The sequence below is a fragment of the Streptococcus infantis genome, from assembly GCF_021497965.1.
In the GTDB taxonomy this organism is placed as follows: domain Bacteria; phylum Bacillota; class Bacilli; order Lactobacillales; family Streptococcaceae; genus Streptococcus; species Streptococcus infantis_B.
Map to the genome: position 1 here is coordinate 508,197 of NZ_CP046525.1, position 21,682 is coordinate 529,878.

Consider the following 21,682-nt stretch of genomic DNA (forward strand, 5'->3'; position numbering starts at 1 on the left):
AAGTAGGACCATGTTCCCAGCTTGATTAAATGATAAAAAAACGATATCATAGAAGGAAGTAAGCGAGGTAAAGTATGGACCAAGGACATTTACAAAAAGAGGTTGAGGAAATCCTAGAAGATGTATTGGCAAAGGCTTCTCTCCCTGAGGGAGCTCTCTTTGTTTTGGGCTTATCTTCTAGCGAGGTGATAGGAGGTCGCATCGGGAAAGACTCTAGCCAAGAAATTGGGGAATTAATTGTTCAAAAAATCTTAGAAATCTTGTCAGCAAGAGGGATCCATCTAGCAGTTCAGGGATGCGAACATGTTAACCGTGCCTTGGTAGTGGAACGAGAGGTCGCAATCAAATACAATCTGGAGATTGTAAGTGTTTTACCGACTCTGCATGCAGGAGGTTCTGGTCAATTGGCAGCCTTTCGTTATATGAAAGACCCAGTTGAGGTTGAATTTATTAAGGCAGATGCAGGGATCGATATTGGTGACACAGCTATAGGGATGCATATCAAGCATGTTCAAGTGCCTATACGTCCAGTCTTGAAATCAATCGGCCATGCACATGTAACTGCCCTTGCTAGTCGTCCGAAATTAATCGGTGGGGCGCGTGCTCAATATCCACAAGACTTTATCAGAAAAATATAGTGAAAAACGAAATCTCTCATCTGCTTAGCAGGTGGGAGTTTTTTGTAATCAAGAAGCGTCATTAATTTCCGAGCAGATTCTAAGTATTTTTAGGAAGGTAGGTATATAATAGAGCTATAAAATTATTATCTATATTCATATATATAATAAGAAAGGTGATGAAAATGAAAATATGGCAAGTATCTGTATTGGTTTGCGCTAGTCTGGTTTGTCTATCGGCTTGTAAAAATCAGACGACGAGCGAGGCTGATAAACAAAATGGAGACAAACAAGCGCAAGTCAGCTCTCAAACTGCAAAAAAAGGAGAAGAAGTTCCAGATTTTGAACTCACGGGAGTTGATGGGAAAAACTACCATCTATCTGATTATAAGGGTAAAAAGGTCTATCTTAAATTTTGGGCATCTTGGTGCTCTATTTGTCTAGCCAGCCTCCCTGATACCGATGAACTTGCAAAAGCAGCAGGCGATGACTATGTTGTCTTGACAGTGGTTTCTCCTGGTCAAAAAGGCGAGCAAGCAGAAGAAGCCTTCAAAAAATGGTATCAAGGATTGGACTATAAAAATCTACCTGTCCTTCTAGATTCTTCAGGTAAAATTTTGGAAAGTTACGGAGTCCGTTCTTATCCGACTCAGGCCTTTATTGATAAAGAAGGCAAACTAGTCAAGACCCAGCCAGGTTTTATGGACAAAGAAACTATTTTACAGACCTTAAAGAGTATAGATTAGAGGTTTATTATGGATGATAAATTAAAAATAATCCTGTCGATTGGGATCATTATTTTCCTTATTTTAGGAGTTTTATTTCTTTTGGAAAAAAGAAGCGCAAGCTATACCGACACCTCTCAAATTGAGAATGCAGCAGTTAGTCAAGGGCAAAAAGTCACGAAAAAAACTCAACCAAGTAAAGATGCTGACTTACATGATATCTATCTAGCTGGAGGTTGCTTCTGGGGAGTCGAAGAGTATTTTTCACGAGTAGCGGGTGTGACAGATGCTGTTTCTGGTTATGCTAATGGTAGAGGAGAAACAACCCAGTATGAATTGATTGGCCAAACCGGGCATGCTGAGACTGTTCATGTGACCTATGACGCCAATCAAATCTCCTTAAAAGAAATCTTGCTCCATTATTTCCGGATTATTAATCCAATCAGCAAGAATAAGCAAGGAAATGATGTGGGAACCCAGTATCGGACTGGTGTCTACTATAAGGACGATCAAGACCTAGAAGTTATCAATCAAGTCTTTGATCAAGTTGCTCAGAAATACGACCAGCCTCTAGCGGTTGAAAAGGAAGCCTTAAGAAATTTTATCGTGGCTGAAGATTACCACCAAGACTATCTCCAGAAAAATCCTAACGGCTATTGCCATATCAATGTCAATCAAGCAGCCTATCCTGTTATTGATGCGAGTAAATATCCAAAACCAAGTGACGATGAATTGAAAAAACTCTTATCACCAGAGGAGTATGCAGTGACTCAAAATAGTCAAACAGAACGTGCTTTTTCAAATCGTTACTGGGATAAATTCGAAGCAGGTATTTATGTGGATGTTGCGACTGGCGAACCCCTCTTTTCTTCGAAAGATAAGTTTGAATCGGGCTGTGGTTGGCCTAGCTTTACCCAGCCTATCAGTCCAGATGTTGCGACCTACAAGGAAGACAAGTCTTATAATATGGTCAGAACAGAAGTCAGAAGTAGAACAGGGGATTCTCACCTAGGACATGTCTTTACAGATGGACCTCAGGACAAGGGAGGTCTACGCTATTGTATCAATAGTCTATCCATCCGTTTTATTCCTAAGGATCAAATGGAAGAAAAGGGTTATGGTTATTTGTTGGATTATGTCGAGTAAACTTGATATTTAAATCAATCATAAAAAAGCCAGATCTCCTGTTGGGGTCTGGCTTTTATGGTATACTTAGGGTATGCATAGAAAAACAGTGATTGATTTTAGGGCCTTGGGCGAGCGATACACCTTTATCCAACCTATCAAAGAGTTAAAAACCAGAGATTTAGCAGAAGTGACGGACTTATTAGCACAAGTAGAAAACTACCAAGAGAAAGGCTATTATGTGGTAGGTTATGTCAGCTACGAGGCTGCACCTGCTTTTGAGAAAAAGTTATCAGTACACAAGGCTCCTTTACTGGGAGAGTATTTGCTGTATTTCACTGTTCATGATAGTGTTGAAAAATCAAGTATACCTCTGACTTATGAGGAGGTGTATTTACCGTCAAACTGGCAGGAAGTAACATCTGCAGAGGACTATGAAAAGGCCATTGCTCAGATTCACCATCATTTACGGCAAGGGGATACTTATCAGGTCAATTATACTGTCCAACTCAAGCAGGAGTTGTCTGCCAATCCTTTTGCTATCTACAATCGTATGGTGGTGGAGCAGGAAGCGGGATATAATGCTTACGTAGAGCATGATGATATGGCAGTGATTTCCATGAGTCCAGAATTCTTTTTTGAGCAGAATGGTCGTGAGTTGACGACTCGCCCTATGAAGGGGACGACTAAACGTGGTCTGACGGATGCTGAAGACTTGAACGAGGCGGCTTGGTTGGAACAGGATCCCAAAAATCGTTCAGAAAACATGATGATAGTGGACCTCTTGCGAAATGACATGAATCGTATTTCTGAGGTTGGTAGTGAGCATGTGGAACGTTTATGCCAAGTGGAGCAGTATTCTACAGTGTGGCAGATGACTTCAACTATCAAGAGTCAGTTACGACCAGATGTTGACCTAGTTGAAATTTTCCGTTCTCTCTTTCCATGTGGCTCCATTACAGGTGCACCCAAGATAGCGACAATGGAAATTATCAAGGACTTGGAGCCGCAAGCAAGAGGGGTCTACTGTGGGACGATTGGTCTATTACTTCCCAATGGACGACGAATTTTCAATGTGGCTATTCGAATCATACAACTCTACAAGGGGCAAGCCATCTATGGAGTCGGTGGAGGCATTACATGGGATAGCACTTGGGAGTCAGAATACCGCGAAGTCCATCAAAAGGCTGCTGTTCTTTACCGAAATCAGCCTCGTTTTCAACTAATTACTACAGGGAAAATTAGCCAGAAAAAATTACTCTTTGAAACTCAACATCTGGAAAGACTGCAAAAGGCTAGTCGATACTTTGCATTTCCATTTGACCAAGAAGTTCTGAAACAAGAGATAGAGAAGGAGTGCCAGTCTTGTGACCTACTTCAAGATTATCGGGTACGAATCAGTCTCAGCAAATCTGGAGCGATTGAAATCGATCGGCAAGTATTGACACCGCTTAGCTCTAGCTTCTGTCAGGCCAAACTTTGTCTACAGGAAGCTGATTTACAGCAGGCCTTTACCTACTTTAAGACGACATACCGACCACATTTGACAGTGGGAGAGCAGGAAATCATCTATCACACTGCTGATGGAAAATTGCTTGAAACCTCTATTGGGAATCTGGTCTTAAAAATGGATGGCAAGCTCTATACCCCACCTAGTACTCTTGGCCTGTTACCAGGGATTTATCGCCAGCATTTACTTGAAAGCAGGCAGGTAGAAGAGAAGGTCTTGACAATAGAAGATTTGGCACAAGCAGAAGCCATCTATGGCTGTAATGCAGTAAGGGGCTTGTATGAATTGTCAGTAAAGGAGCACTAAATGAAACTTATATTTTTACACGGTTTGGGACAGTCAGCAGATAGTTGGAAAGAAGTTCAGTATTTGCTGGCAGATTATCCCTCTGAAGCCCTGGACTTATTTCCTTCAGGAGTTGGGACCTACCAAGAAGCCAAGGAACGCATTTATCAGCACTTATCAAAGGAAACAGAGCCTTTTGTCTTAGTTGGCTTATCTTTAGGGGCTGCACTTGCGTTGGAGCTTTCAAGTTATGATCTACCAAATCTTCAGGCCTTGGTTTTGTCAGGATGTCCACTGAAATTAGCAGGTAACATTCCTTTTTACATTCAGTTGCTGATATTCAAATTGCTTCCTAAGAGGATATATGAGAAGCAGGAGGCAGATAAGGCTCTTATGGTTGGAGTGTCCGAGGAATTAAAAACACTTGATTTAAGAGAGATTGCAAAGAATTGTCCCTATCCAAGCTTGTTGATCTGTGGTAGTCAGGATAAGCCTAATCTAAAGTCTATGAAAGGTCTGCAACAACTGATTCCAAATTCTCAGTTTCAGATTATTCCTGATGGACCTCATGTTCTGAATAGGGCCAAACCAAAAGAGTTTGCAGAAATAACTAGAAGTTTTCTTGAATTGCAGAAATAAGTTTGATAAAATAATATAGAAGTTGATATTATAATTTTAGGAGAAAATCATGAACAAACGTCATTTATTAAAACTAGGCCTAGCTTCTTTACCTGCCCTAGTTTTGTTTTTACATCCTGTTGTTGCAGATGAAAGTATCCATTTTTCGAGCTGTAAGGAAGCTTGGGAGAATGGATATGCAGATATTCATAAGGGAGAACCAGGTTATTCTGCTACTCTGGATAAGGATCATGATGGAATCGCTTGTGAATCGAAGAATGCGCCTAAGGGAGTTTTAAAAGAGAAAAAGACGAGTACATCTCAAGCTAACAATAGTGCAACACCTGCTCCTAGTGTAGAAGTTATAAGTGGCTGGGTTCGTCAGAATGGATCTTGGTACTACTTTTCTGAAAGCGGAAAACCAGTGACAAATACTTGGCAGGGGGCTTACTACCTCAAATCAGATGGAAGAATGGCTGAGAATGAGTGGGTATACGATAACTATTACCAAGCTTGGTATTACCTCAAATCAGATGGATCTTATGCCCGCAATACTTGGCAAGGAAGTTACTACCTCAAATCAGATGGTAAGATGGCTCAGGGTGAATGGATTTATGATTCTTACTACCAAGCCTGGTATTACTTGAAATCAGATGGATCTTATGCGCATAATGCTTGGCAAGGTGCATACTACCTCAAGTCAAATGGTAAAATGGCTCAGAGTGAATGGGTTTATGATTCTTCTTACCAATCTTGGTACTATTTAAAATCAGATGGATCTTATGCTCGTAATGCATGGCAAGGAAACTACTACCTCAAATCAGATGGTAAAATGGCAAAAAATGAGCGAGTTGATGGCGGACGCTATTATGTAGATGCCTCTGGTTTGTGGAAACCATAGAATAGGAAAAATTTGGGAAATCAATGCAAACCTTTGCACTGATTGGCAGATTTTGTTATACTAGTACTGTAAGCATTTTCAATTGAGAATAAGGAGAAAAAGATGAGTCAAAAGATTATTGGGATTGACCTTGGTGGGACATCTATCAAGTTTGCTATTTTAACGCTGGAAGGAGAAATCCAAGAAAAATGGTCTATCAAGACTAACATTTTGGATGAAGGAAGCCATATCGTAGACGATATGATTGAATCGATTCAACACCGTTTAGGCTTGCTTGGATTGTCTGCTGCAGATTTTCGTGGAATTGGTATGGGTTCACCTGGTGTGGTTGACCGTGAAAAAGGAACTGTTATCGGTGCCTATAACCTCAACTGGAAAACTCTTCAACCAATCAAAGAAAAAATGGAAAAAGCCTTGGGTATTCCATTCTTTATCGACAATGACGCCAACGTAGCTGCTCTTGGTGAGCGTTGGATGGGTGCTGGTGAAAACCAACCAGACGTTGTCTTTATGACACTTGGTACAGGTGTTGGTGGCGGTATCGTGGCAGAAGGAAAATTACTTCACGGTGTTGCAGGTGCTGCAGGTGAACTTGGACATATCACAGTTGACTTTGACCAACCAATCGCATGTACGTGTGGTAAAAAAGGCTGTCTTGAGACAGTAGCTTCAGCTACAGGGATTGTCAACTTGACTCGTCGTTATGCAGATGAATACGAAGGCGATGCGGAATTGAAACGCTTGATTGATGACGGAGAAGAAGTAACAGCTAAAACTGTCTTTGATTTGGCAAAAGAAGGGGACGACCTTGCTTTGATCGTTTACCGAAACTTCTCACGTTACTTGGGTATTGCATGTGCCAATATTGGTTCTATCCTAAACCCATCAACTATCGTTATCGGTGGAGGGGTATCAGCTGCAGGAGACTTCCTTCTTCAGGGAGTGCAAAAGGTTTACGATGAAAATACCTTCCCTCAAGTTCGCACAACAACTAAATTGGCTCTTGCAACTCTAGGAAATGACGCTGGAGTTATCGGAGCAGCATCTCTTGTCTTGCAATAATAATTAATAAGAATTAAAAGGAGAAAATCACTATCTTGAAGCGAGTGATTTTCCTCCTTTCTTTTTTTATGCTATACTAGTTAAGACAATAATTGAGGTGAGAGTAAATGACAAAAGCAGATAAAATTTTTAAAGAAAATATTGAGCGAATTCTCAATGAAGGTGTCTTTTCAGAACAGGCTCGTCCCAAGTACAAGGACGGAACAGTTGCCAACTCCAAGTACATCACAGGTGCTTTTGCGGAGTATGATTTGTCTAAGGGTGAATTTCCAATCACGACCTTGCGTCCCATTGCTATCAAATCAGCTATCAAAGAAGTGCTCTGGATTTATCAAGACCAGACAAATAGCTTAGAAGTTCTCAATGACAAGTACAATGTTCACTACTGGAATGATTGGGAAGTGGGAGACACAGGTACTATTGGGGAGCGTTATGGGGCTGTGGTTAAGAAGCACGACATCATCAATAAAATCCTCAAACAGTTGGAAGCCAATCCTTGGAATCGTCGCAATATCATCTCGCTTTGGGATTATCAGGCCTTTGAGGAGACAGACGGCCTTCTTCCATGCGCCTTTCAGACTATGTTTGATGTTCGTCGTGTGGACGGGGAAATCTATTTGGATGCAACCTTGACTCAACGCTCTAACGATATGCTTGTCGCTCATCACATCAATGCTATGCAGTATGTGGCTCTTCAAATGATGATTGCCAAACACTTTGGCTGGAAGGTCGGGAAATTCTTCTACTTTATCAATAACCTTCACATCTATGACAATCAATTTGAACAAGCTCAGGAATTGCTTCGTCGTCAACCTTCAAACTGCCAACCACGCTTGATCTTGAATGTACCAGATAAGACTAACTTTTTTGATATTAAAGCAGAAGATTTTGAGTTGGTTGATTATGATCCAGTGAAACCTCAGTTGAAGTTTGACCTAGCTATTTAAGAACATAAAAAGAAGTTGGAAAAACCAACTTCTTTTTTGTTTATTAACGTGATACGCGACGGCGAGCTGCTTTTTTACGGTTTTCTTCAATGAAAGCTGCTTTTTGTTCTTCTGGTTCAATCACTTTCTTTTTGAATGCGTATACTGCACCTGCAACAGCAGCAACAGTTCCTGCAACACCTGTTACGAGACCTTTAGCAAATCCTTTAACCATGAGTCTTCCTCCTTTTATTTATAAATCAGACGGAAATAGCTCAAGAGATAGCATTTTTCTGCCTGTCTATTTTGTGATATAATAATAGTAACGAAAAAATGGGAATTTTTCAAGGAAAAACGATGAAAAGCAAAATAATTGTGATTGTTGGTCCAACAGCTGTTGGAAAGACTGCACTTGCCATTGAAGTTGCTCAGCGATTTAATGGAGAAGTAGTTAGTGGAGATAGCCAACAAGTCTACCGAGGCCTAGATATTGGGACTGCCAAGGCTAGTCCGGAGGAGCAGGCAACTGTCCCTCATCATTTGATTGATGTGAGAGATGTAACCGAGTCTTACTCGGCTTTTGATTTTGTTTCAGAAGCTAAAGTAGCCATCGAGAATATTCAAAGTCGAGGTAAGCATGCTATTATTGCAGGTGGGACAGGTCTTTATATCCAGAGTCTGCTAGAAGGATATCATTTAGGTGGGGAGACACCACATGAGGACATTTTAGCTTATCGTGCTAGTCTAGAGCCTTTTTCAGATGAGGAGTTAGCCCAGCTCCTAGAGCAAGCAGGCCTTGAAATTCCCCAATTTAATCGTCGCCGTGCGATGCGTGCCTTGGAAATTGCCCATTTTGCTCAAGATTTGGAAAATCAAGAAAGTCCTTATGAAGCTCTGATTATCTGCTTGGACGATGAGCGCAGTCAATTGTATGAACGGATTAACCATCGTGTGGATTTGATGTTTGAAGCTGGACTATTGGATGAAGCTAAGTGGTTGTTTGAGCATTATCCAGATGTGCAGGCTGCTAAAGGGATTGGCTACAAGGAACTTTTTCCTTATTTTAGAGGGGAGCAAAGTTTGGAGGAGGCTAGTGATAGTCTCAAGCAGGCGACTCGTCGTTTTGCCAAGCGTCAGTTGACCTGGTTCCGTAACCGCATGCAGGTAACCTTTTATCAGATTGGAGAGTCTGGTGTAAAAGACCGTATTTTCAGCCAGATTGAGGAGTTTTTAGATGATTGAAACTGAGAAAAAAGAAGAGCGAGTCCTGCTGATTGGTGTTGAACTCCAGGGCATGGAAAATTTTGACCTCTCCATGGAAGAACTGGCAAGTCTGGCTAAGACGGCTGGGGCGGTTGTAGTCGATAGTTACAGACAAAAACGTGAAAAATACGACTCTAAGACCTTTGTCGGATCTGGTAAGTTGGAAGAGATTGCTCAAATGGTGGATGCAGAAGAAATCACAACTGTTATCGTCAACAACCGTCTGTCACCTCGACAAAATGTCAATTTAGAAGAAGTTCTAGGGGTCAAGGTTATTGACCGTATGCAGTTGATTTTGGATATCTTTGCCATGCGAGCTCGAAGCCATGAAGGGAAACTTCAAGTTCATTTGGCTCAGCTCAAGTATCTCTTGCCTCGTTTGGTGGGTCAGGGGATTATGCTTAGCCGTCAGGCAGGGGGAATTGGCTCCCGTGGTCCAGGTGAAAGTCAGCTGGAGCTTAACCGTCGAAGCGTTCGCAACCAAATTACAGATATCGAGCGTCAGCTCAAAGTCGTTGAGAAAAATCGAGCGACAGTTCGAGAAAAACGTTTGGAGTCAAGCACCTTTAAGATTGGTTTGATTGGCTACACCAATGCTGGGAAATCAACTATCATGAACACCTTGACCAGTAAGACCCAGTATGAGGCGGATGAGCTCTTTGCGACTCTGGATGCGACAACTAAGAGCATTCATCTGGAGGGCAATCTTCAGGTTACCTTGACTGACACCGTTGGGTTTATTCAAGATTTGCCGACAGAGTTGGTGTCTAGTTTCAAGTCGACCTTGGAAGAAAGCAAGCATGTAGATCTTCTGGTTCATGTTATTGATGCCAGCAATCCTTACCATGAGGAACATGAAAAAACAGTCCTGTCTATCATGAAAGATTTGGATATGGAGGATATTCCTCGTTTGACCCTTTATAATAAAGCGGATTTGGTGGAGGATTTCACGCCGACTCAAACGCCTTATGCATTGATTTCTGCTAAGTCTAAAGATAGTCGCGAACAGCTGCAGGCTATACTGCTAGATAAGATCAAGGAAATTTTTGAACCCTTTACTCTGCGCGTGCCTTTTTCTAAATCCTATAAGATTCACGATTTAGAGAGTGTTGCTATCCTAGAAGAAAGGGATTATCAAGATGACGGCGAAGTCATCAGAGGCTACATTTCTGAGAAAAATAAATGGAGATTAGAAGAATTTTATGACTGATATCAAAACATTAGCACTCAAGTATGGTGGCTATACAAGTCTAGACAAGGTCTATTTGGACCAGCTACTAGCTGGTAGGTCTGAAGAGGAGCAGCTAGCTCTCATCACCCCTCCCCCCAGTGTAGTGAATGCCTACTTTGCAGAACTTTATCAGAAAAAGAGCCCTCAAGCTGCGACAGATTATTTTGCGGAAGTAAGTCAGGAGCTGAATCTATACAATGTTGAGCCAAGTTTCACGGAAGAAAGCAAACCCTTTATCCGCCTCAATCTCTCAGGGAAGTCTTTTGGTTTCTGCTATGAGAGAGAAGGACTAGGTCGGATTTTCTCAGAAGCTGAGGAGCTAATTACAGATGAATTACTCTTTGAGATTGCGCAAATCTTCCCTCATCAACTAGTCTTTGAGGAGTCTGGAAAGATTTACATGAAGCCAATCGAAGAAGAGGAAGTTGTTAACGTGGAAAATCTCACAGCCTTGACAGATTTGGAAAGTTTGGCAGATGGTCGCAAGCGTCTCAAAGGTTATAGTCAAGAAGATTTATTACAAGAAGCTAAAGCCTATACTGGTAAGCTTTATTATCGCTCAGAAAACCGCACCGCTATGTTATATTTTGATTAATTAGAAAGTATCGAATGGATATTCAATTTTTAGGAACGGGGGCTGGTCAGCCCTCTAAAGCCCGCAACGTTTCAAGCCTTGCCCTGAAACTCTTGGACGAGATTAATGAAGTTTGGCTCTTTGACTGTGGAGAAGGAACGCAAAATCGCATTCTGGAAACCACGATTCGACCACGAAAAATCAGCAAAATTTTTATCACCCACTTGCACGGAGACCATATCTTTGGCTTGCCAGGTTTCCTCTCCAGTCGTGCTTTTCAAGCCAATGAAGAGCAGACAGATTTGGAAATCTATGGACCTCAAGGTATCAAGTCTTTTGTTTTGACTAGTCTACGTGTGTCTGGATCACGTTTGCCCTACAAGATTCATTTCCATGAATTTGACCAAGATTCTCTTGGGAAAATCCTTGAAACGGATAAGTTTACCGTTTATGCAGAAGAGTTGGACCACACTGTTTTCTGCGTTGGTTATCGTATCATGCAAAAGGATCTAGAAGGGACCTTGGACGCTGAGAAACTCAAGGCTGCTGGTGTTCCATTCGGCCCTCTTTTTGGAAAAATTAAAAACGGTCAGGATGTCGTCTTAGAAGACGGCACCGAGATCAAGGCAGCAGATTATATTTCAGCACCGCGACCTGGTAAGATTATTACAATTTTAGGGGATACTCGAAAAACAGATGCTAGTGTGCGTCTTGGTGTCAATGCAGATGTTCTTGTCCATGAGTCCACTTATGGTAAAGGTGATGAGAAAATTGCCCGCAATCATGGCCACTCAACCAATATGCAGGCTGCGCAGGTTGCAACAGAAGCGGGAGCCAAACGACTCTTGCTCAACCATATCAGCGCCCGTTTTCTTTCAAAAGACATTAGCCAGCTTAAGAAAGATGCTGCAACGATTTTTGAAAATGTCCATGTAGTTAAAGATTTGGAAGAAGTGGAAATCTAGAAGATTGAGAAAGGATAAGGATGCGTACTGTTCTCATTACGGGAGCTAGAGGAGGTCTAGCCCAAGAAATGGTCAAACTCTTGCCAGATGACCAACTCATCTTACTCGGCAGAGATAAGGAAAAACTAGCTCAACTATACGGAAATCATCCTCAGGCAGAATTGGTCGAGATGGACATTACCGATGCTCAAGCCCTAGAAGACCTAGTAGCTGAACTTTACCAGCGCTATGGAAAGATTGATGTTTTGATTAATAACGCAGGATATGGGATTTTTGAGGATTTCGATAAGATTTCTAATAAAGATATTCATCAGATGTTTGAGGTTAACACCTTTGCTTTGATGAATCTGTCTCGTTTGGTTGCTTCTCGTATGAAGGAAATCCGAAAAGGACATATCATCAATATCGTCAGTATGGCAGGTTTGATAGCAACTGGCAAGTCTAGTCTATACTCTGCGACCAAGTTTGCGGCCATCGGTTTTTCAAATGCTCTTCGCTTAGAGCTCATGCCCTATGGTGTCTATGTGACGACTGTTAATCCAGGACCTATCCGTACAGGATTTTTTGACCAGGCAGACCCAGATGGGACCTACCTCAAATCGGTCGACCGCTTCCTACTCGAGCCAGATGCAGTAGCTAAAAAAATTGTTAAGACCATAGGAAAAAACAAACGCGAGCTCAATCTCCCAGCCTTGCTAAATTTAGCCCATAAGTTTTACACCCTCTTTCCAAAGTTAGCAGATAAGTTAGCTGGGGAGACTTTTAATTATAAGTAAAATCTCACTCACACCTCAAAAGTTAGTCTAAAAAACTGGCTCTTGGGGTGTTTTTTGTGAAATTTCACCAAGTATTGCAAATCAATTCTTAAAGTAGTATACTAGAAATATCGTTTATGAAAACGTTTGCGTTTTTATTGATTATAGGAGACAAGACATGGAATTAACAGCCATTTATCATAGACCAGAATCAGAGTATGCTTATCTTTATAAAGAAAATCAGTTGCATATCCGAATCAGAACAAAGAAAGATGATATTCAAAAGGTCATTTTGCATTATGGTGATCCCTTTATTTTCATTGAGGATAAGTATGAAGCCAAGAAGGAAATGACAAAAGTAACCTCAGATGCTTTATTTGATTATTGGCAGGTTACAGTGTCTGTTGATTTTGCACGGATTCAGTATCTCTTTGAACTTCTTGATACAGAAGGCCAGGGTGTCTACTATGGTGATAAGGGTTGTGTAGAATATACTCAAGAAAACTTGGATGCTGATGGAAATGGCTTTAAACTTCCTTACATTCACGAAATCGATGGTTGCCAGGTTCCTAGTTGGGTTTCAGAAGCTGTGTGGTATCAGATTTTTCCTGAACGCTTTGCCAATGGAAATCCTGACCTAACTCCAGATGGAGCTAGAGAGTGGGATGCAGAGATTTCCCCGGGTAGAGATGACTTTTTTGGTGGAGATTTGCAAGGAATTATCGACCACCTAGACTATCTAAAATACTTGGGAATCACAGGACTTTACCTATGTCCGATTTTTGAAGCGACGACCAATCACAAGTATGATACAACGGATTATTTTGAAATTGATCGTCATTTTGGAGATAAGGAAGTCTTTCGTAATCTAGTCGATGAAGCTCATAAACGTGGCATCAAGATTATGCTAGATGCGGTGTTTAATCATATCGGTTATCAGTCGGCTCAGTGGCAAGATGTTCTGAAGAATGGAGAAAAGTCAACTTATAAGGATTGGTTCCATATTCAAGAATTTCCAATTACTGAGGATAAGCTTAAGAAGGCCAGAGAATTACCTTATCATACATTTGCTTTTGCCAGCTATATGCCTAAGTTAAACACAGCCAATCCTGAAGTTAAAGACTATCTTTTGAGTGTTGCGACCTATTGGATTGAAAATTTTGATATCGATGCTTGGCGCTTGGATGTTGCCAATGAAATTGACCACAAGTTCTGGAGAGATTTCAGAAATGCAGTTCTGGCCAAAAAGCCTGATTTGTATATTTTAGGTGAAATCTGGCACACGTCTCAACCTTGGCTAAAAGGGGATGAGTTTCATGCAGTTATGAACTACCCTCTTTCTGAAAGTATCAAAGACTATTTCTTGCGTCAGCATAAAAAGACAGATCAGTTTATTTCAGAAATCAACAGCCAGTCTATGTACTACAAGCAACAAATTGCTGAAGTGATGTTTAACCTTCTGGATTCTCATGATACAGAGCGCATCCTCACAACTGCCAATGGGAATATCCAGCATGTTAAGGCTGCCCTAACCTTCCTCTTCCTTCAGCGAGGAACTCCATGTATCTATTATGGAACAGAGCTGGCACTAAAAGGTGGACCAGACCCTGACTGCCGTCGTGTCATGCCATGGGATCGTGTCTCTGAGGACAATGATATGCTGAATTTCATGAAGCAATTAATCAAGGTCCGTAAGGAAATTTCAAGCATTATTCAATATGGAACCTATAAGCTAGAAGAAGTGAAGCCAGATATTCTTTCCTTGAAGTGGACCTACGAACGAAAAGAAGTTCAAGCTATCTTTAATCAGTCTAAGGAAAATTTTGTCTTGGACAGAGATTCAGTTGATTTGTCTAGTCATTGTCAGGTTAAGGAGGGACAACAAATCATCTTACCAGATGGATTTGTGGTCTATATTTCTGAGTAAAAAAGGATTAAAATAATGGCACTCAAGGAAGTTTATGATTATTTTCGTCACTATGATAAGGAAACTTATCAAGTTGTCGCCTGCATGGGCAATGAACCATCGGAAGAAGATGTCCAGGATTTTGAAAACCAATACGGCATTTCTCTGCCAGAAGATTTTAGAGAATTCACCATGTCAGCTCTTGGAGGCCTCTTTATGGAAGTCAGAGAAGAGCTATGGCCAAGAGCCAAGGCATATGACGTAGCTCCTTTTTGGACCTTCTGCCGAGGTATTAAGGTCTTGGGAATTGCAAATGGCATCCCAGACTTCCTAGACATTCGAATAAAAACTAAGGAATTACATGATTTAGGATTTGTTGACTATATTCCATTTCTATCTATCATCGGTGATGGAGATGTGGTTTTCTGCTTTGATAAGGACAATCACATAGTAGCTCTAGATTGGTTTAATAGTGGAGAAACGGAAGAGCTTGAATGTGATTTTTCAGGACTTTTACTCCAGCAAATTGCAGAGTTAGAAATGCGTAAAAATGAGATGTTCAAGATGTTGAAAGAAAAGAAGGATAGTCAGTAACCGAAGGTAAATTCAGAATAGTTTTCAGTAACAGCTGTTTCACTGATAGAAACAGCTTTTTTGGCGTATTGATCCAAATGTACATTTTAAAATTTAAGCTTTTCTACAAATTATAGAAAAATAAATCAAAAGTATGATTTTTATAGGGATTCTATTGAAGTATCTTATGTTATTTAATAAAATAGAAATAATTAAAACAAGAAAGTATAACGTTTTCACAAAAAATAGAAGCGGTTCCTTAATAAGGAGAAGCCTATGGAAAAGATCATTGGAATCGAAAAAGAGTCTATAGCATCCGTAAATATACGGTGGGAACATGCTCAGTGCTTATAGGAACATGCTTTGTTTTATTTGGAGCCAATCTAGCTGGTGCAAGTACTGTATCTGCAGATGAAACTCCAGTCACTGTTGCTACAGAAAATGTGGATAAGGAAATCACTAAAGAAGAAGCTGTTGTTGAAAAGGCTCCTGAACAACCTGTAACAACAGAACCTGTCACCAGTGAAGTAGTTGGAACTGAACATGAAGTAGAGAAAAAAGAGGAGGCTCCAACTACTGGAGCTACTGCTGAGAAGAAAGAAACTTCCGAAGTAGAGAAACAAGCTCCAGCTGTGACTCAAGATCAATCTGCTCAAACAGAGAAACCAGAGCTCAAACCTGCAACTAATGATGAGGTAAAACAGTTGATTGAGGATAGAAAAGTAGAATTTAACCAAAACTGGCACTTCAAACTCAATGCCAATGCAAAAGATGCTATCAAACCAGATGCCGATGTATCAAGCTGGAAGAAATTAGACCTTCCTCATGACTGGAGTATTTACAATGACTTCGACCATGATTCTCCTGCCCAAAATGAGGGTGGACAGCTAAATGGTGGTGATGCTTGGTATCGTAAGACTTTTAAACTTGATGAGGAAGATCTCAATAAGAATGTTCGTATCACATTTGATGGAATTTATATGGATTCTCAGGTCTATGTCAATGGTCAGCTAGTAGGTCACTATCCAAATGGTTATAACCAATTCTCATATGACATTACTGGCTATCTCAATAAAGACGGTCGCGAAAATGTCGTCGCAGTCCATGCCATTAATAAACAACCAAGTAGTCGTTGGTATTCAGGAAGTGGTATTTACCGTGATGTTAACCTTCAAGTTACAGATAAGGTCCATGCTGAAAAGAATGGAACAACCATCTTAACACCAGACCTTGAGAAACAACAGAATGGCAAGGTTGATACTCATGTAACAAGTAAGATTGTCAACACAGATGACAAAGATCATGAAATTCTTGCTGAATACCAAATTATTGAACGTAACGGTCAAGCTGTAACAGACTTGGTTCGTACAGATAGCCAAGTCTTGAAAGCACATCAATCAACAAGCTTAAATGCTATTTTACAAGTTGAAAAACCAAAACTCTGGACAGTTCTTAACGATAAACCAGCCCTTTATGAATTAGTGACTCGTGTTTATCGTGATGGTCAATTGGTCGATGCTAAGAAGGACTTGTTTGGTTACCGTTACTATAACTGGACACCAAATGAAGGCTTCTCTTTGAATGGTGAACGCATTAAATTCCATGGAGTTTCTCTTCACCACGACCACGGAGCTCTAGGGGCTGAAGAAAACTATAAGGCAGAATACCGTCGCCTGAAACAGATGAAGGATATGGGTGTGAACTCTATCCGTACAACCCACAACCCAGCTAGTGAGCAAACTTTGCAGATTGCTGCAGAACTAGGTTTGTTGGTTCAAGAAGAAGCCTTTGACACTTGGTATGGTGGTAAGAAACAGTATGACTACGGTCGCTTCTTTGACAAAGATGCTACTCACCCAGACGCTAAGAAAGGTGAAAAATGGTCTGATTTTGACCTTCGTACCATGGTTGAACGAGGAAAGAACAACCCTGCTATCGTTATGTGGTCTATCGGTAATGAAATCGGTGAAGCAGACGGGAAACCTCGTTCTCTAGCAACAGTTAAACGCTTGGTTCAAGTTATCAAGGCTGTTGATAAGACACGCTATGTCACTATGGGAGCAGATAAGTTCCGTTTTGGTGATGGTAGTGGTGACCATGAAAAGATTGCCAATGAACTTGATGCCGTTGGTTTTAACTACTCAGAAGATAACTACAAGAAACTTCGTGCAAAACATCCAAATTGGTTGATTTACGGTTCTGAAACTTCCTCAGCTACTCGTACACGTGGAAGTTATTTCCGCCCAGAACGTGAATTGGTCCACAGCAATCAGGCTTACCGTAATTACGAGCAATCAGACTACGGTAATGACCGTGTTGGTTGGGGTAAAACAGCTACAGCATCTTGGACTTTTGACCGTGACAATGCTGGTTATGCAGGTCAGTTCATCTGGACAGGTACGGACTATATCGGTGAACCGACTCCATGGCACAACCAAAACCACACACCGGTTAAAAGCTCGTACTTTGGTATCGTAGATACAGCTGGTATTCCAAAACATGACTACTTCTTGTACCAAAGCCAATGGGTTTCTGCTGAGAAGAAACCAATGGTTCACTTGCTTCCTCACTGGAACTGGGAAAATCCTACCCTAAAAGAGAATGTAGCGGATGCAGATGGTAATATTCCAGTCCGTGCCTATTCTAATGCGGCAAGTGTAGAACTATTCTTGAATGGTAATACTCTAGGCAAGAAGACATTTACTAAAAAACAAACAAGTGATGGACGTACTTACCAAGAGGGTGCTAAACCGAATGAACTTTACCTTGAATGGAAGGTTGCTTTTGAAGCAGGTACTTTAGAAGCAGTAGCTCGTGACGAAGCTGGTAACATCGTTGCTCGTGATAAGATTGTGACCGCTGGAGAACCTGCAGGGGTTCGTTTGGTCAAAGAAGAACATGCTATCGCAGCTGACGGAAAAGACCTCACTTATATCTATTACGAAATTGTTGACAGTAAAGGTAACGTAGTTCCTACAGCCAATAATCTTGTTCGCTTCCAGTTGCATGGACAAGGTCAGATTGTCGGTGTGGATAACGGGGAACAAGCCAGCCGTGAACGTTACAAAGAACAAGCAGATGGTTCATGGATTCGCAAAGCCTTTAATGGTAAGGGTGTTGTGATTGTCAAATCAACTGAGCAAGCAGGTAAATTCACCTTGACAGCTCACTCTGATTTCTTGAAATCTGGTCAAACAACTATCTTCACAGGTAAGAATGACCAAGCAGAAAAAACAATTCTTGGTACAGAGGTAACTAAAGTACGTACAGTTATCGGTCAAGCAGCGAAAATGCCTTCAAAAGTAGGGTTTATCTACAGTGATGGCAACCGTGCAAAACATCCTGTAGAATGGTCAGCAGTTGATGTTAACAAACCAGGTATTGTGACTGTGAAAGGTGTGGCAGATGGACGCGACGTCGAAGCGCGTGTTGAAATCTTGGCACTCGAAACAGAATTACCTGTAGTTAAGAGAATTGCACCAAGTACCGACCTAAGTGAAGTTGACAAATCTGTTTCCTATGTAGTATCGGATGGTACTTTAGGAAGCTATGATGTTGATAGATGGGAAGTGGCAACTGAAGATCAAGCTAAACTAGCGATCCCAGGATCTCGCATCCAAGCTAAAGGAATTTCTGGTGAAGATGAAATCGCTGCTACATTCGTAGTTGCAGAAGGAGAAGTGGCTAATCCGGTAATACCAAGTGTAACTGTGGCGGCTCAAGCGGTTGAAGGTCTTTCAACTGACCAGCCTGTAAAATACCACAAGCTTGCTTATGGAGTAGCTTTGCCAGAGGTCAAAGCTACAGCTGAAAATGCTCAAGTGACAGTTATCCAAGCTAATGAAGCAAATGGTATGCGTGCAAACATTTATGTTCAACCAAATGATGGTGGAGCACTTCAAACGTATGCTATCCAATTCTTACAAGAGGCTCCTCAGATTGAACGTTTGAGCCTAGTGGTAGAAAATGCAGATGCTCTGAAAGAAGACCAAACAGTTGGAATCAAGGTCTTTGCTCACTATCAAGATGGTACTGAGGCTGTCTTGAAAGCCGACAAGGTAACCTTCTCAACTACGGGTGAGGGAGACGTTGCTGTTCGTAAAGGTATGCTTGAATTGCACAAACCTGGTCAAGTAACACTGAAAGCCCAATTTGAAGGAGCTGAAGGTCAGATTGACTTGAATATTCAAGCGAATACTGAAAGCAAAGTCGTCCAAGCTATTCGCCCAGTTAGTGTCGTGACAGGTTTGAACCAAGCACCAAGTCTACCTGATACAGTAACCGTAGAGTACGATAAAGGATTTCCAAAAGTTCACAAGGTGACTTGGCAAGCAGTTGCTAAAGAAGACCTTGCTAAGTACCATACCTTTGATGTTCTAGGTAAAGTAGAAGGAATTGCAGACGAAGCTCATGCTAAAGTTTCTGTAGAAGGTATCATTGCAGTCGAAGAAGTGACTACAACAACTCCGGTTTCAGAAGCTCCTCAATTACCAGAAAGCGTTCGTACTTACCACTCAAATGGCCAAGTATCTTCAGCTAAGGTAACTTGGGACGCAATTGACCCAAGCCAATATGCAAATGAAGGCAGCTTTACAGTGACAGGACAGGTGGAAGGTACTCAGTTACCAACAAAACTTCATGTTCGTGTATCTGCTCAGACAGAAACTGGTGCTAACATTTCTGACCAGTGGACAGGTTCAGAGTTACCACTTGCCTTTGCATCAGACTCAAATCCAAGTGACTCAGTAGCCAATGTCAATGACAAGCTAATCTCATTTAATGACCAACCAGCAAACCGCTGGACAAACTGGAAACGTACAAGTGAAGCATCAGTGGGAATTCTCTTTGGTGATTCTGGTATCCTGTCTAAACGATCAGTTGATAACCTAAATGTAGCCTTCCACGAAGATCACGGTGTTGGTGCACCTAAGTCTTATGTCATCGAATACTATGTAGGAACAGATGTTCCAACAGTTCCTAAGAACCCAAGCTTTGTAGCTAGTGAAGACCACGTCTTTAACGATGACAATAACTGGAAACAAGTGACAAATCTTAAAGCTCCAGATCAAGTGAGAGCTGGAGAAATGACTCACTTTAGCTTTGATAAAGTCAACACTTATGCGGTTCGTATCCGTATGACAAATCCTGATGATAAATGGGGTACTTCTATCACAGAAATTCAAATCTTCTCTAAACAAGTAGCTGCAGCCAAGAAAGCTCAAGCACAAATCCAAGTAGATGGAAAAGATTTGCCAAACTTTAACCCAGGCTTAACTGACTACTATCTTGAAGCAAGCCAAGGAAAAGCTCCTACTGTTACAGCCAGTGTTATTGAAAATGGTATTGCAACAGTTGTACCAAGCGTACGTGAAGGAGATCCAGTCCGTGTTGTTGTCAAGGCTGAAAACGGTGATATTCTAGGTGAATACCGCCTACACTTCACAAATGATAAAGATTTGCTCGCGAGTAAACCTGTTACTGTTGCCAAATCATCTCGCTTGGTTGCTAAAGGACAAACCCTTGAGTTACCTACGAAATTCCCTGTTTACTTCACAGGTAAAGATGGCTATGAAGTCAAAGACTTGGATGTTGACTGGGAAGCAGTGCCTTCAGAAAATCTAACAAAAGCAGGTGAATTTACAGTTCATGGTCGCGTTTTAGGTACTGATTTAACTGCTGAAGTAGCGGTACGTGTCACTGATAAACTCGGTGAAAACCTATCAGATAACCCTGACTTTGATGATGATAGCAACCGCTCATTTGCTTCAGCAACCAACGATATTGATCCAAGCTCACGTGACCGTGTGGACTATGTCAATGATGGTTCAGATGATGAAAGTCGTCGTTGGACCAACTGGTCTCCAACTCCATCTGACAATCCAGAAGTTTCAGTAGGGGTTATCTTTAGAGAAGCTGGTAAGATTGTTGAACGCACAGTCGCTGAAGGAAGCATTCGATTCTTCTCAGATGGTGGAACAGACGCACCTTCTAAACTCGTCCTAGAACGCTACATCGGTCCAGACTTTGATGCACCAGAATACTATTCTAACTATCAACCATACGATCCAGAACATCCATTCAATACACCATCTAATTGGGAAAAGGTTGAATACCGTGCAGATCAAGAAATAGAAGCTGGAACCGATATCCATGTCACCTTCGCACCAGTTAAAACCAAAGCCATGAGATGGCGTATGGATAGAAAAGCTGATAAGAAGGGTGTTGCTATCACTGAATTGACCTTCATTGCACCAAGTGAAGAACCTAAAGATAGCACAAGTGCGAAACTTCTTGTAGATGGTAAAGAACTTTCAGACTTCTCTGAAGATCGTGTAGATTACCGTGTGACTTACACTGGTACTCGTCCAAATGTAACAGTAGAAGCTGGCGAAAACGTAGCAGCAACTATTGTTGATAGTGGTGATGATAAACTTCCAGTCTTGGTTCATCTTGTTTCAGAAAGTGGAAAACACGTCAAGGAATATCGCATTCAATTAACTAGAGCAGAAGTTGAAAGTGCCAAGACGGAACCAGCTGTTCACGAAATTCCAGAATACACAGGTGGTGTAAACGCGGTCGAAGCAGCAGTCAATGAGGTTCCAGAATACAAAGATGAGCAAACAATGGTGTCTCTTGCTATGTCTCA

16 protein-coding genes and 1 pseudogene are annotated in these 21,682 nt (G+C 41.3%); 16 read left to right on the forward strand and 1 reads right to left on the reverse strand.

What is annotated here, in order from left to right:
• Window positions 1-74 precede the first annotated feature (74 nt).
• The 8 genes from GOM46_RS02580 (at window position 75) to GOM46_RS02615 (ending at window position 7,790) form a co-directional block, all read left to right on the forward strand.
• The gene (locus tag GOM46_RS02580) at window positions 75-638 is read left to right on the forward strand and encodes a TIGR01440 family protein (RefSeq protein ID WP_235083920.1); all 564 of its coding nucleotides are present in this window, start codon (window positions 75-77) and stop codon (window positions 636-638) included.
• 164 nt (window positions 639-802) lie between these two features.
• The gene (locus tag GOM46_RS02585) at window positions 803-1,363 is read left to right on the forward strand and encodes a redoxin family protein (protein ID WP_235083921.1); all 561 of its coding nucleotides are present in this window, start codon (window positions 803-805) and stop codon (window positions 1,361-1,363) included.
• Between the two features lie 9 nt (window positions 1,364-1,372).
• Complete coding sequence (msrB, locus tag GOM46_RS02590) at window positions 1,373-2,488, forward strand: peptide-methionine (R)-S-oxide reductase MsrB (RefSeq protein ID WP_235083922.1); 1,116 nt, start codon at window positions 1,373-1,375, stop codon at window positions 2,486-2,488.
• A gap of 73 nt (window positions 2,489-2,561) precedes the next feature.
• Window positions 2,562-4,283, forward strand: a complete 1,722-nt coding sequence (pabB, locus tag GOM46_RS02595; protein WP_235083923.1) for an aminodeoxychorismate synthase component I — start codon at window positions 2,562-2,564, stop codon at window positions 4,281-4,283.
• Window positions 4,284-4,901: an alpha/beta fold hydrolase gene (locus GOM46_RS02600; RefSeq protein WP_235083924.1), complete on the forward strand. Its 618-nt coding sequence runs from the start codon at window positions 4,284-4,286 to the stop codon at window positions 4,899-4,901.
• 49 nt (window positions 4,902-4,950) lie between these two features.
• Entirely contained in the window at window positions 4,951-5,781 is an 831-nt protein-coding gene (locus tag GOM46_RS02605; protein WP_235083925.1) for an excalibur calcium-binding domain-containing protein, read from the forward strand.
• A gap of 102 nt (window positions 5,782-5,883) precedes the next feature.
• Entirely contained in the window at window positions 5,884-6,843 is a 960-nt protein-coding gene (locus GOM46_RS02610) for an ROK family glucokinase (protein WP_006150286.1), read from the forward strand.
• A 107-nt stretch (window positions 6,844-6,950) separates the two neighbouring features.
• The gene (locus tag GOM46_RS02615) at window positions 6,951-7,790 is read left to right on the forward strand and encodes a thymidylate synthase (protein ID WP_235083926.1); all 840 of its coding nucleotides are present in this window, start codon (window positions 6,951-6,953) and stop codon (window positions 7,788-7,790) included.
• A gap of 43 nt (window positions 7,791-7,833) precedes the next feature.
• Here the strand turns inward: GOM46_RS02615 and GOM46_RS02620 are convergent, their stop codons facing one another.
• The gene (locus tag GOM46_RS02620; protein WP_235083927.1) at window positions 7,834-8,004 is read right to left on the reverse strand and encodes a DUF3042 family protein; all 171 of its coding nucleotides are present in this window, start codon (window positions 8,002-8,004) and stop codon (window positions 7,834-7,836) included.
• A 122-nt stretch (window positions 8,005-8,126) separates the two neighbouring features.
• On the opposite strand from GOM46_RS02620, the gene miaA reads away from it, so the two are divergent.
• From miaA to bgaA, 8 genes and pseudogenes are all read left to right on the forward strand, one after another.
• A complete protein-coding gene (miaA, locus tag GOM46_RS02625) occupies window positions 8,127-9,011 on the forward strand; it encodes a tRNA (adenosine(37)-N6)-dimethylallyltransferase MiaA (protein ID WP_235083928.1) in 885 nt (294 codons plus the stop codon).
• Window positions 9,004-10,242: a GTPase HflX gene (gene hflX, locus GOM46_RS02630; protein WP_235083929.1), complete on the forward strand. Its 1,239-nt coding sequence runs from the start codon at window positions 9,004-9,006 to the stop codon at window positions 10,240-10,242. The genes miaA and hflX overlap by 8 nt, the downstream gene beginning before the upstream one ends.
• Entirely contained in the window at window positions 10,235-10,858 is a 624-nt protein-coding gene (locus GOM46_RS02635; RefSeq protein ID WP_235083930.1) for a cystathionine beta-lyase, read from the forward strand. Before hflX ends, GOM46_RS02635 begins: the two co-directional genes overlap by 8 nt.
• A gap of 14 nt (window positions 10,859-10,872) precedes the next feature.
• Window positions 10,873-11,802, forward strand: a complete 930-nt coding sequence (rnz, locus tag GOM46_RS02640) for a ribonuclease Z (protein WP_235083931.1) — start codon at window positions 10,873-10,875, stop codon at window positions 11,800-11,802.
• A 20-nt stretch (window positions 11,803-11,822) separates the two neighbouring features.
• The gene (locus GOM46_RS02645; protein ID WP_235083932.1) at window positions 11,823-12,578 is read left to right on the forward strand and encodes an SDR family NAD(P)-dependent oxidoreductase; all 756 of its coding nucleotides are present in this window, start codon (window positions 11,823-11,825) and stop codon (window positions 12,576-12,578) included.
• Between the two features lie 157 nt (window positions 12,579-12,735).
• Window positions 12,736-14,484, forward strand: a complete 1,749-nt coding sequence (locus GOM46_RS02650; RefSeq protein ID WP_235083933.1) for a glycoside hydrolase family 13 protein — start codon at window positions 12,736-12,738, stop codon at window positions 14,482-14,484.
• A gap of 15 nt (window positions 14,485-14,499) precedes the next feature.
• A complete protein-coding gene (locus GOM46_RS02655; protein ID WP_235083934.1) occupies window positions 14,500-15,057 on the forward strand; it encodes an SMI1/KNR4 family protein in 558 nt (185 codons plus the stop codon).
• Window positions 15,058-15,350: 293 nt separating this feature from the next.
• Window positions 15,351-21,653, forward strand: a pseudogene (bgaA, locus tag GOM46_RS02660) (LPXTG-anchored adhesin/beta-galactosidase BgaA); the annotation flags it as partial.
• Window positions 21,654-21,682: the final 29 nt, after the last annotated feature.

Bases quoted from the DNA above. Each gene is read 5' to 3' on its own strand.
- miaA (WP_235083928.1), top strand. From the start codon at position 8,127: ATGAAAAGCAAAATAATTGTGATTGTTGGTCCAACAGCTGTTGGAAAG.
- pabB (WP_235083923.1), top strand. From the start codon at position 2,562: ATGCATAGAAAAACAGTGATTGATTTTAGGGCCTTGGGCGAGCGATAC.
- GOM46_RS02650 (WP_235083933.1), top strand. From the start codon at position 12,736: ATGGAATTAACAGCCATTTATCATAGACCAGAATCAGAGTATGCTTAT.
- GOM46_RS02580 (WP_235083920.1), top strand. From the start codon at position 75: ATGGACCAAGGACATTTACAAAAAGAGGTTGAGGAAATCCTAGAAGAT.
- rnz (WP_235083931.1), top strand. From the start codon at position 10,873: ATGGATATTCAATTTTTAGGAACGGGGGCTGGTCAGCCCTCTAAAGCC.
- GOM46_RS02635 (WP_235083930.1), top strand. From the start codon at position 10,235: ATGACTGATATCAAAACATTAGCACTCAAGTATGGTGGCTATACAAGT.
- GOM46_RS02605 (WP_235083925.1), top strand. From the start codon at position 4,951: ATGAACAAACGTCATTTATTAAAACTAGGCCTAGCTTCTTTACCTGCC.
- GOM46_RS02615 (WP_235083926.1), top strand. From the start codon at position 6,951: ATGACAAAAGCAGATAAAATTTTTAAAGAAAATATTGAGCGAATTCTC.
- GOM46_RS02645 (WP_235083932.1), top strand. From the start codon at position 11,823: ATGCGTACTGTTCTCATTACGGGAGCTAGAGGAGGTCTAGCCCAAGAA.
- GOM46_RS02620 (WP_235083927.1), bottom strand. From the start codon at position 8,004: ATGGTTAAAGGATTTGCTAAAGGTCTCGTAACAGGTGTTGCAGGAACT.
- GOM46_RS02610 (WP_006150286.1), top strand. From the start codon at position 5,884: ATGAGTCAAAAGATTATTGGGATTGACCTTGGTGGGACATCTATCAAG.
- hflX (WP_235083929.1), top strand. From the start codon at position 9,004: ATGATTGAAACTGAGAAAAAAGAAGAGCGAGTCCTGCTGATTGGTGTT.
- GOM46_RS02585 (WP_235083921.1), top strand. From the start codon at position 803: ATGAAAATATGGCAAGTATCTGTATTGGTTTGCGCTAGTCTGGTTTGT.
- GOM46_RS02655 (WP_235083934.1), top strand. From the start codon at position 14,500: ATGGCACTCAAGGAAGTTTATGATTATTTTCGTCACTATGATAAGGAA.
- GOM46_RS02600 (WP_235083924.1), top strand. From the start codon at position 4,284: ATGAAACTTATATTTTTACACGGTTTGGGACAGTCAGCAGATAGTTGG.
- msrB (WP_235083922.1), top strand. From the start codon at position 1,373: ATGGATGATAAATTAAAAATAATCCTGTCGATTGGGATCATTATTTTC.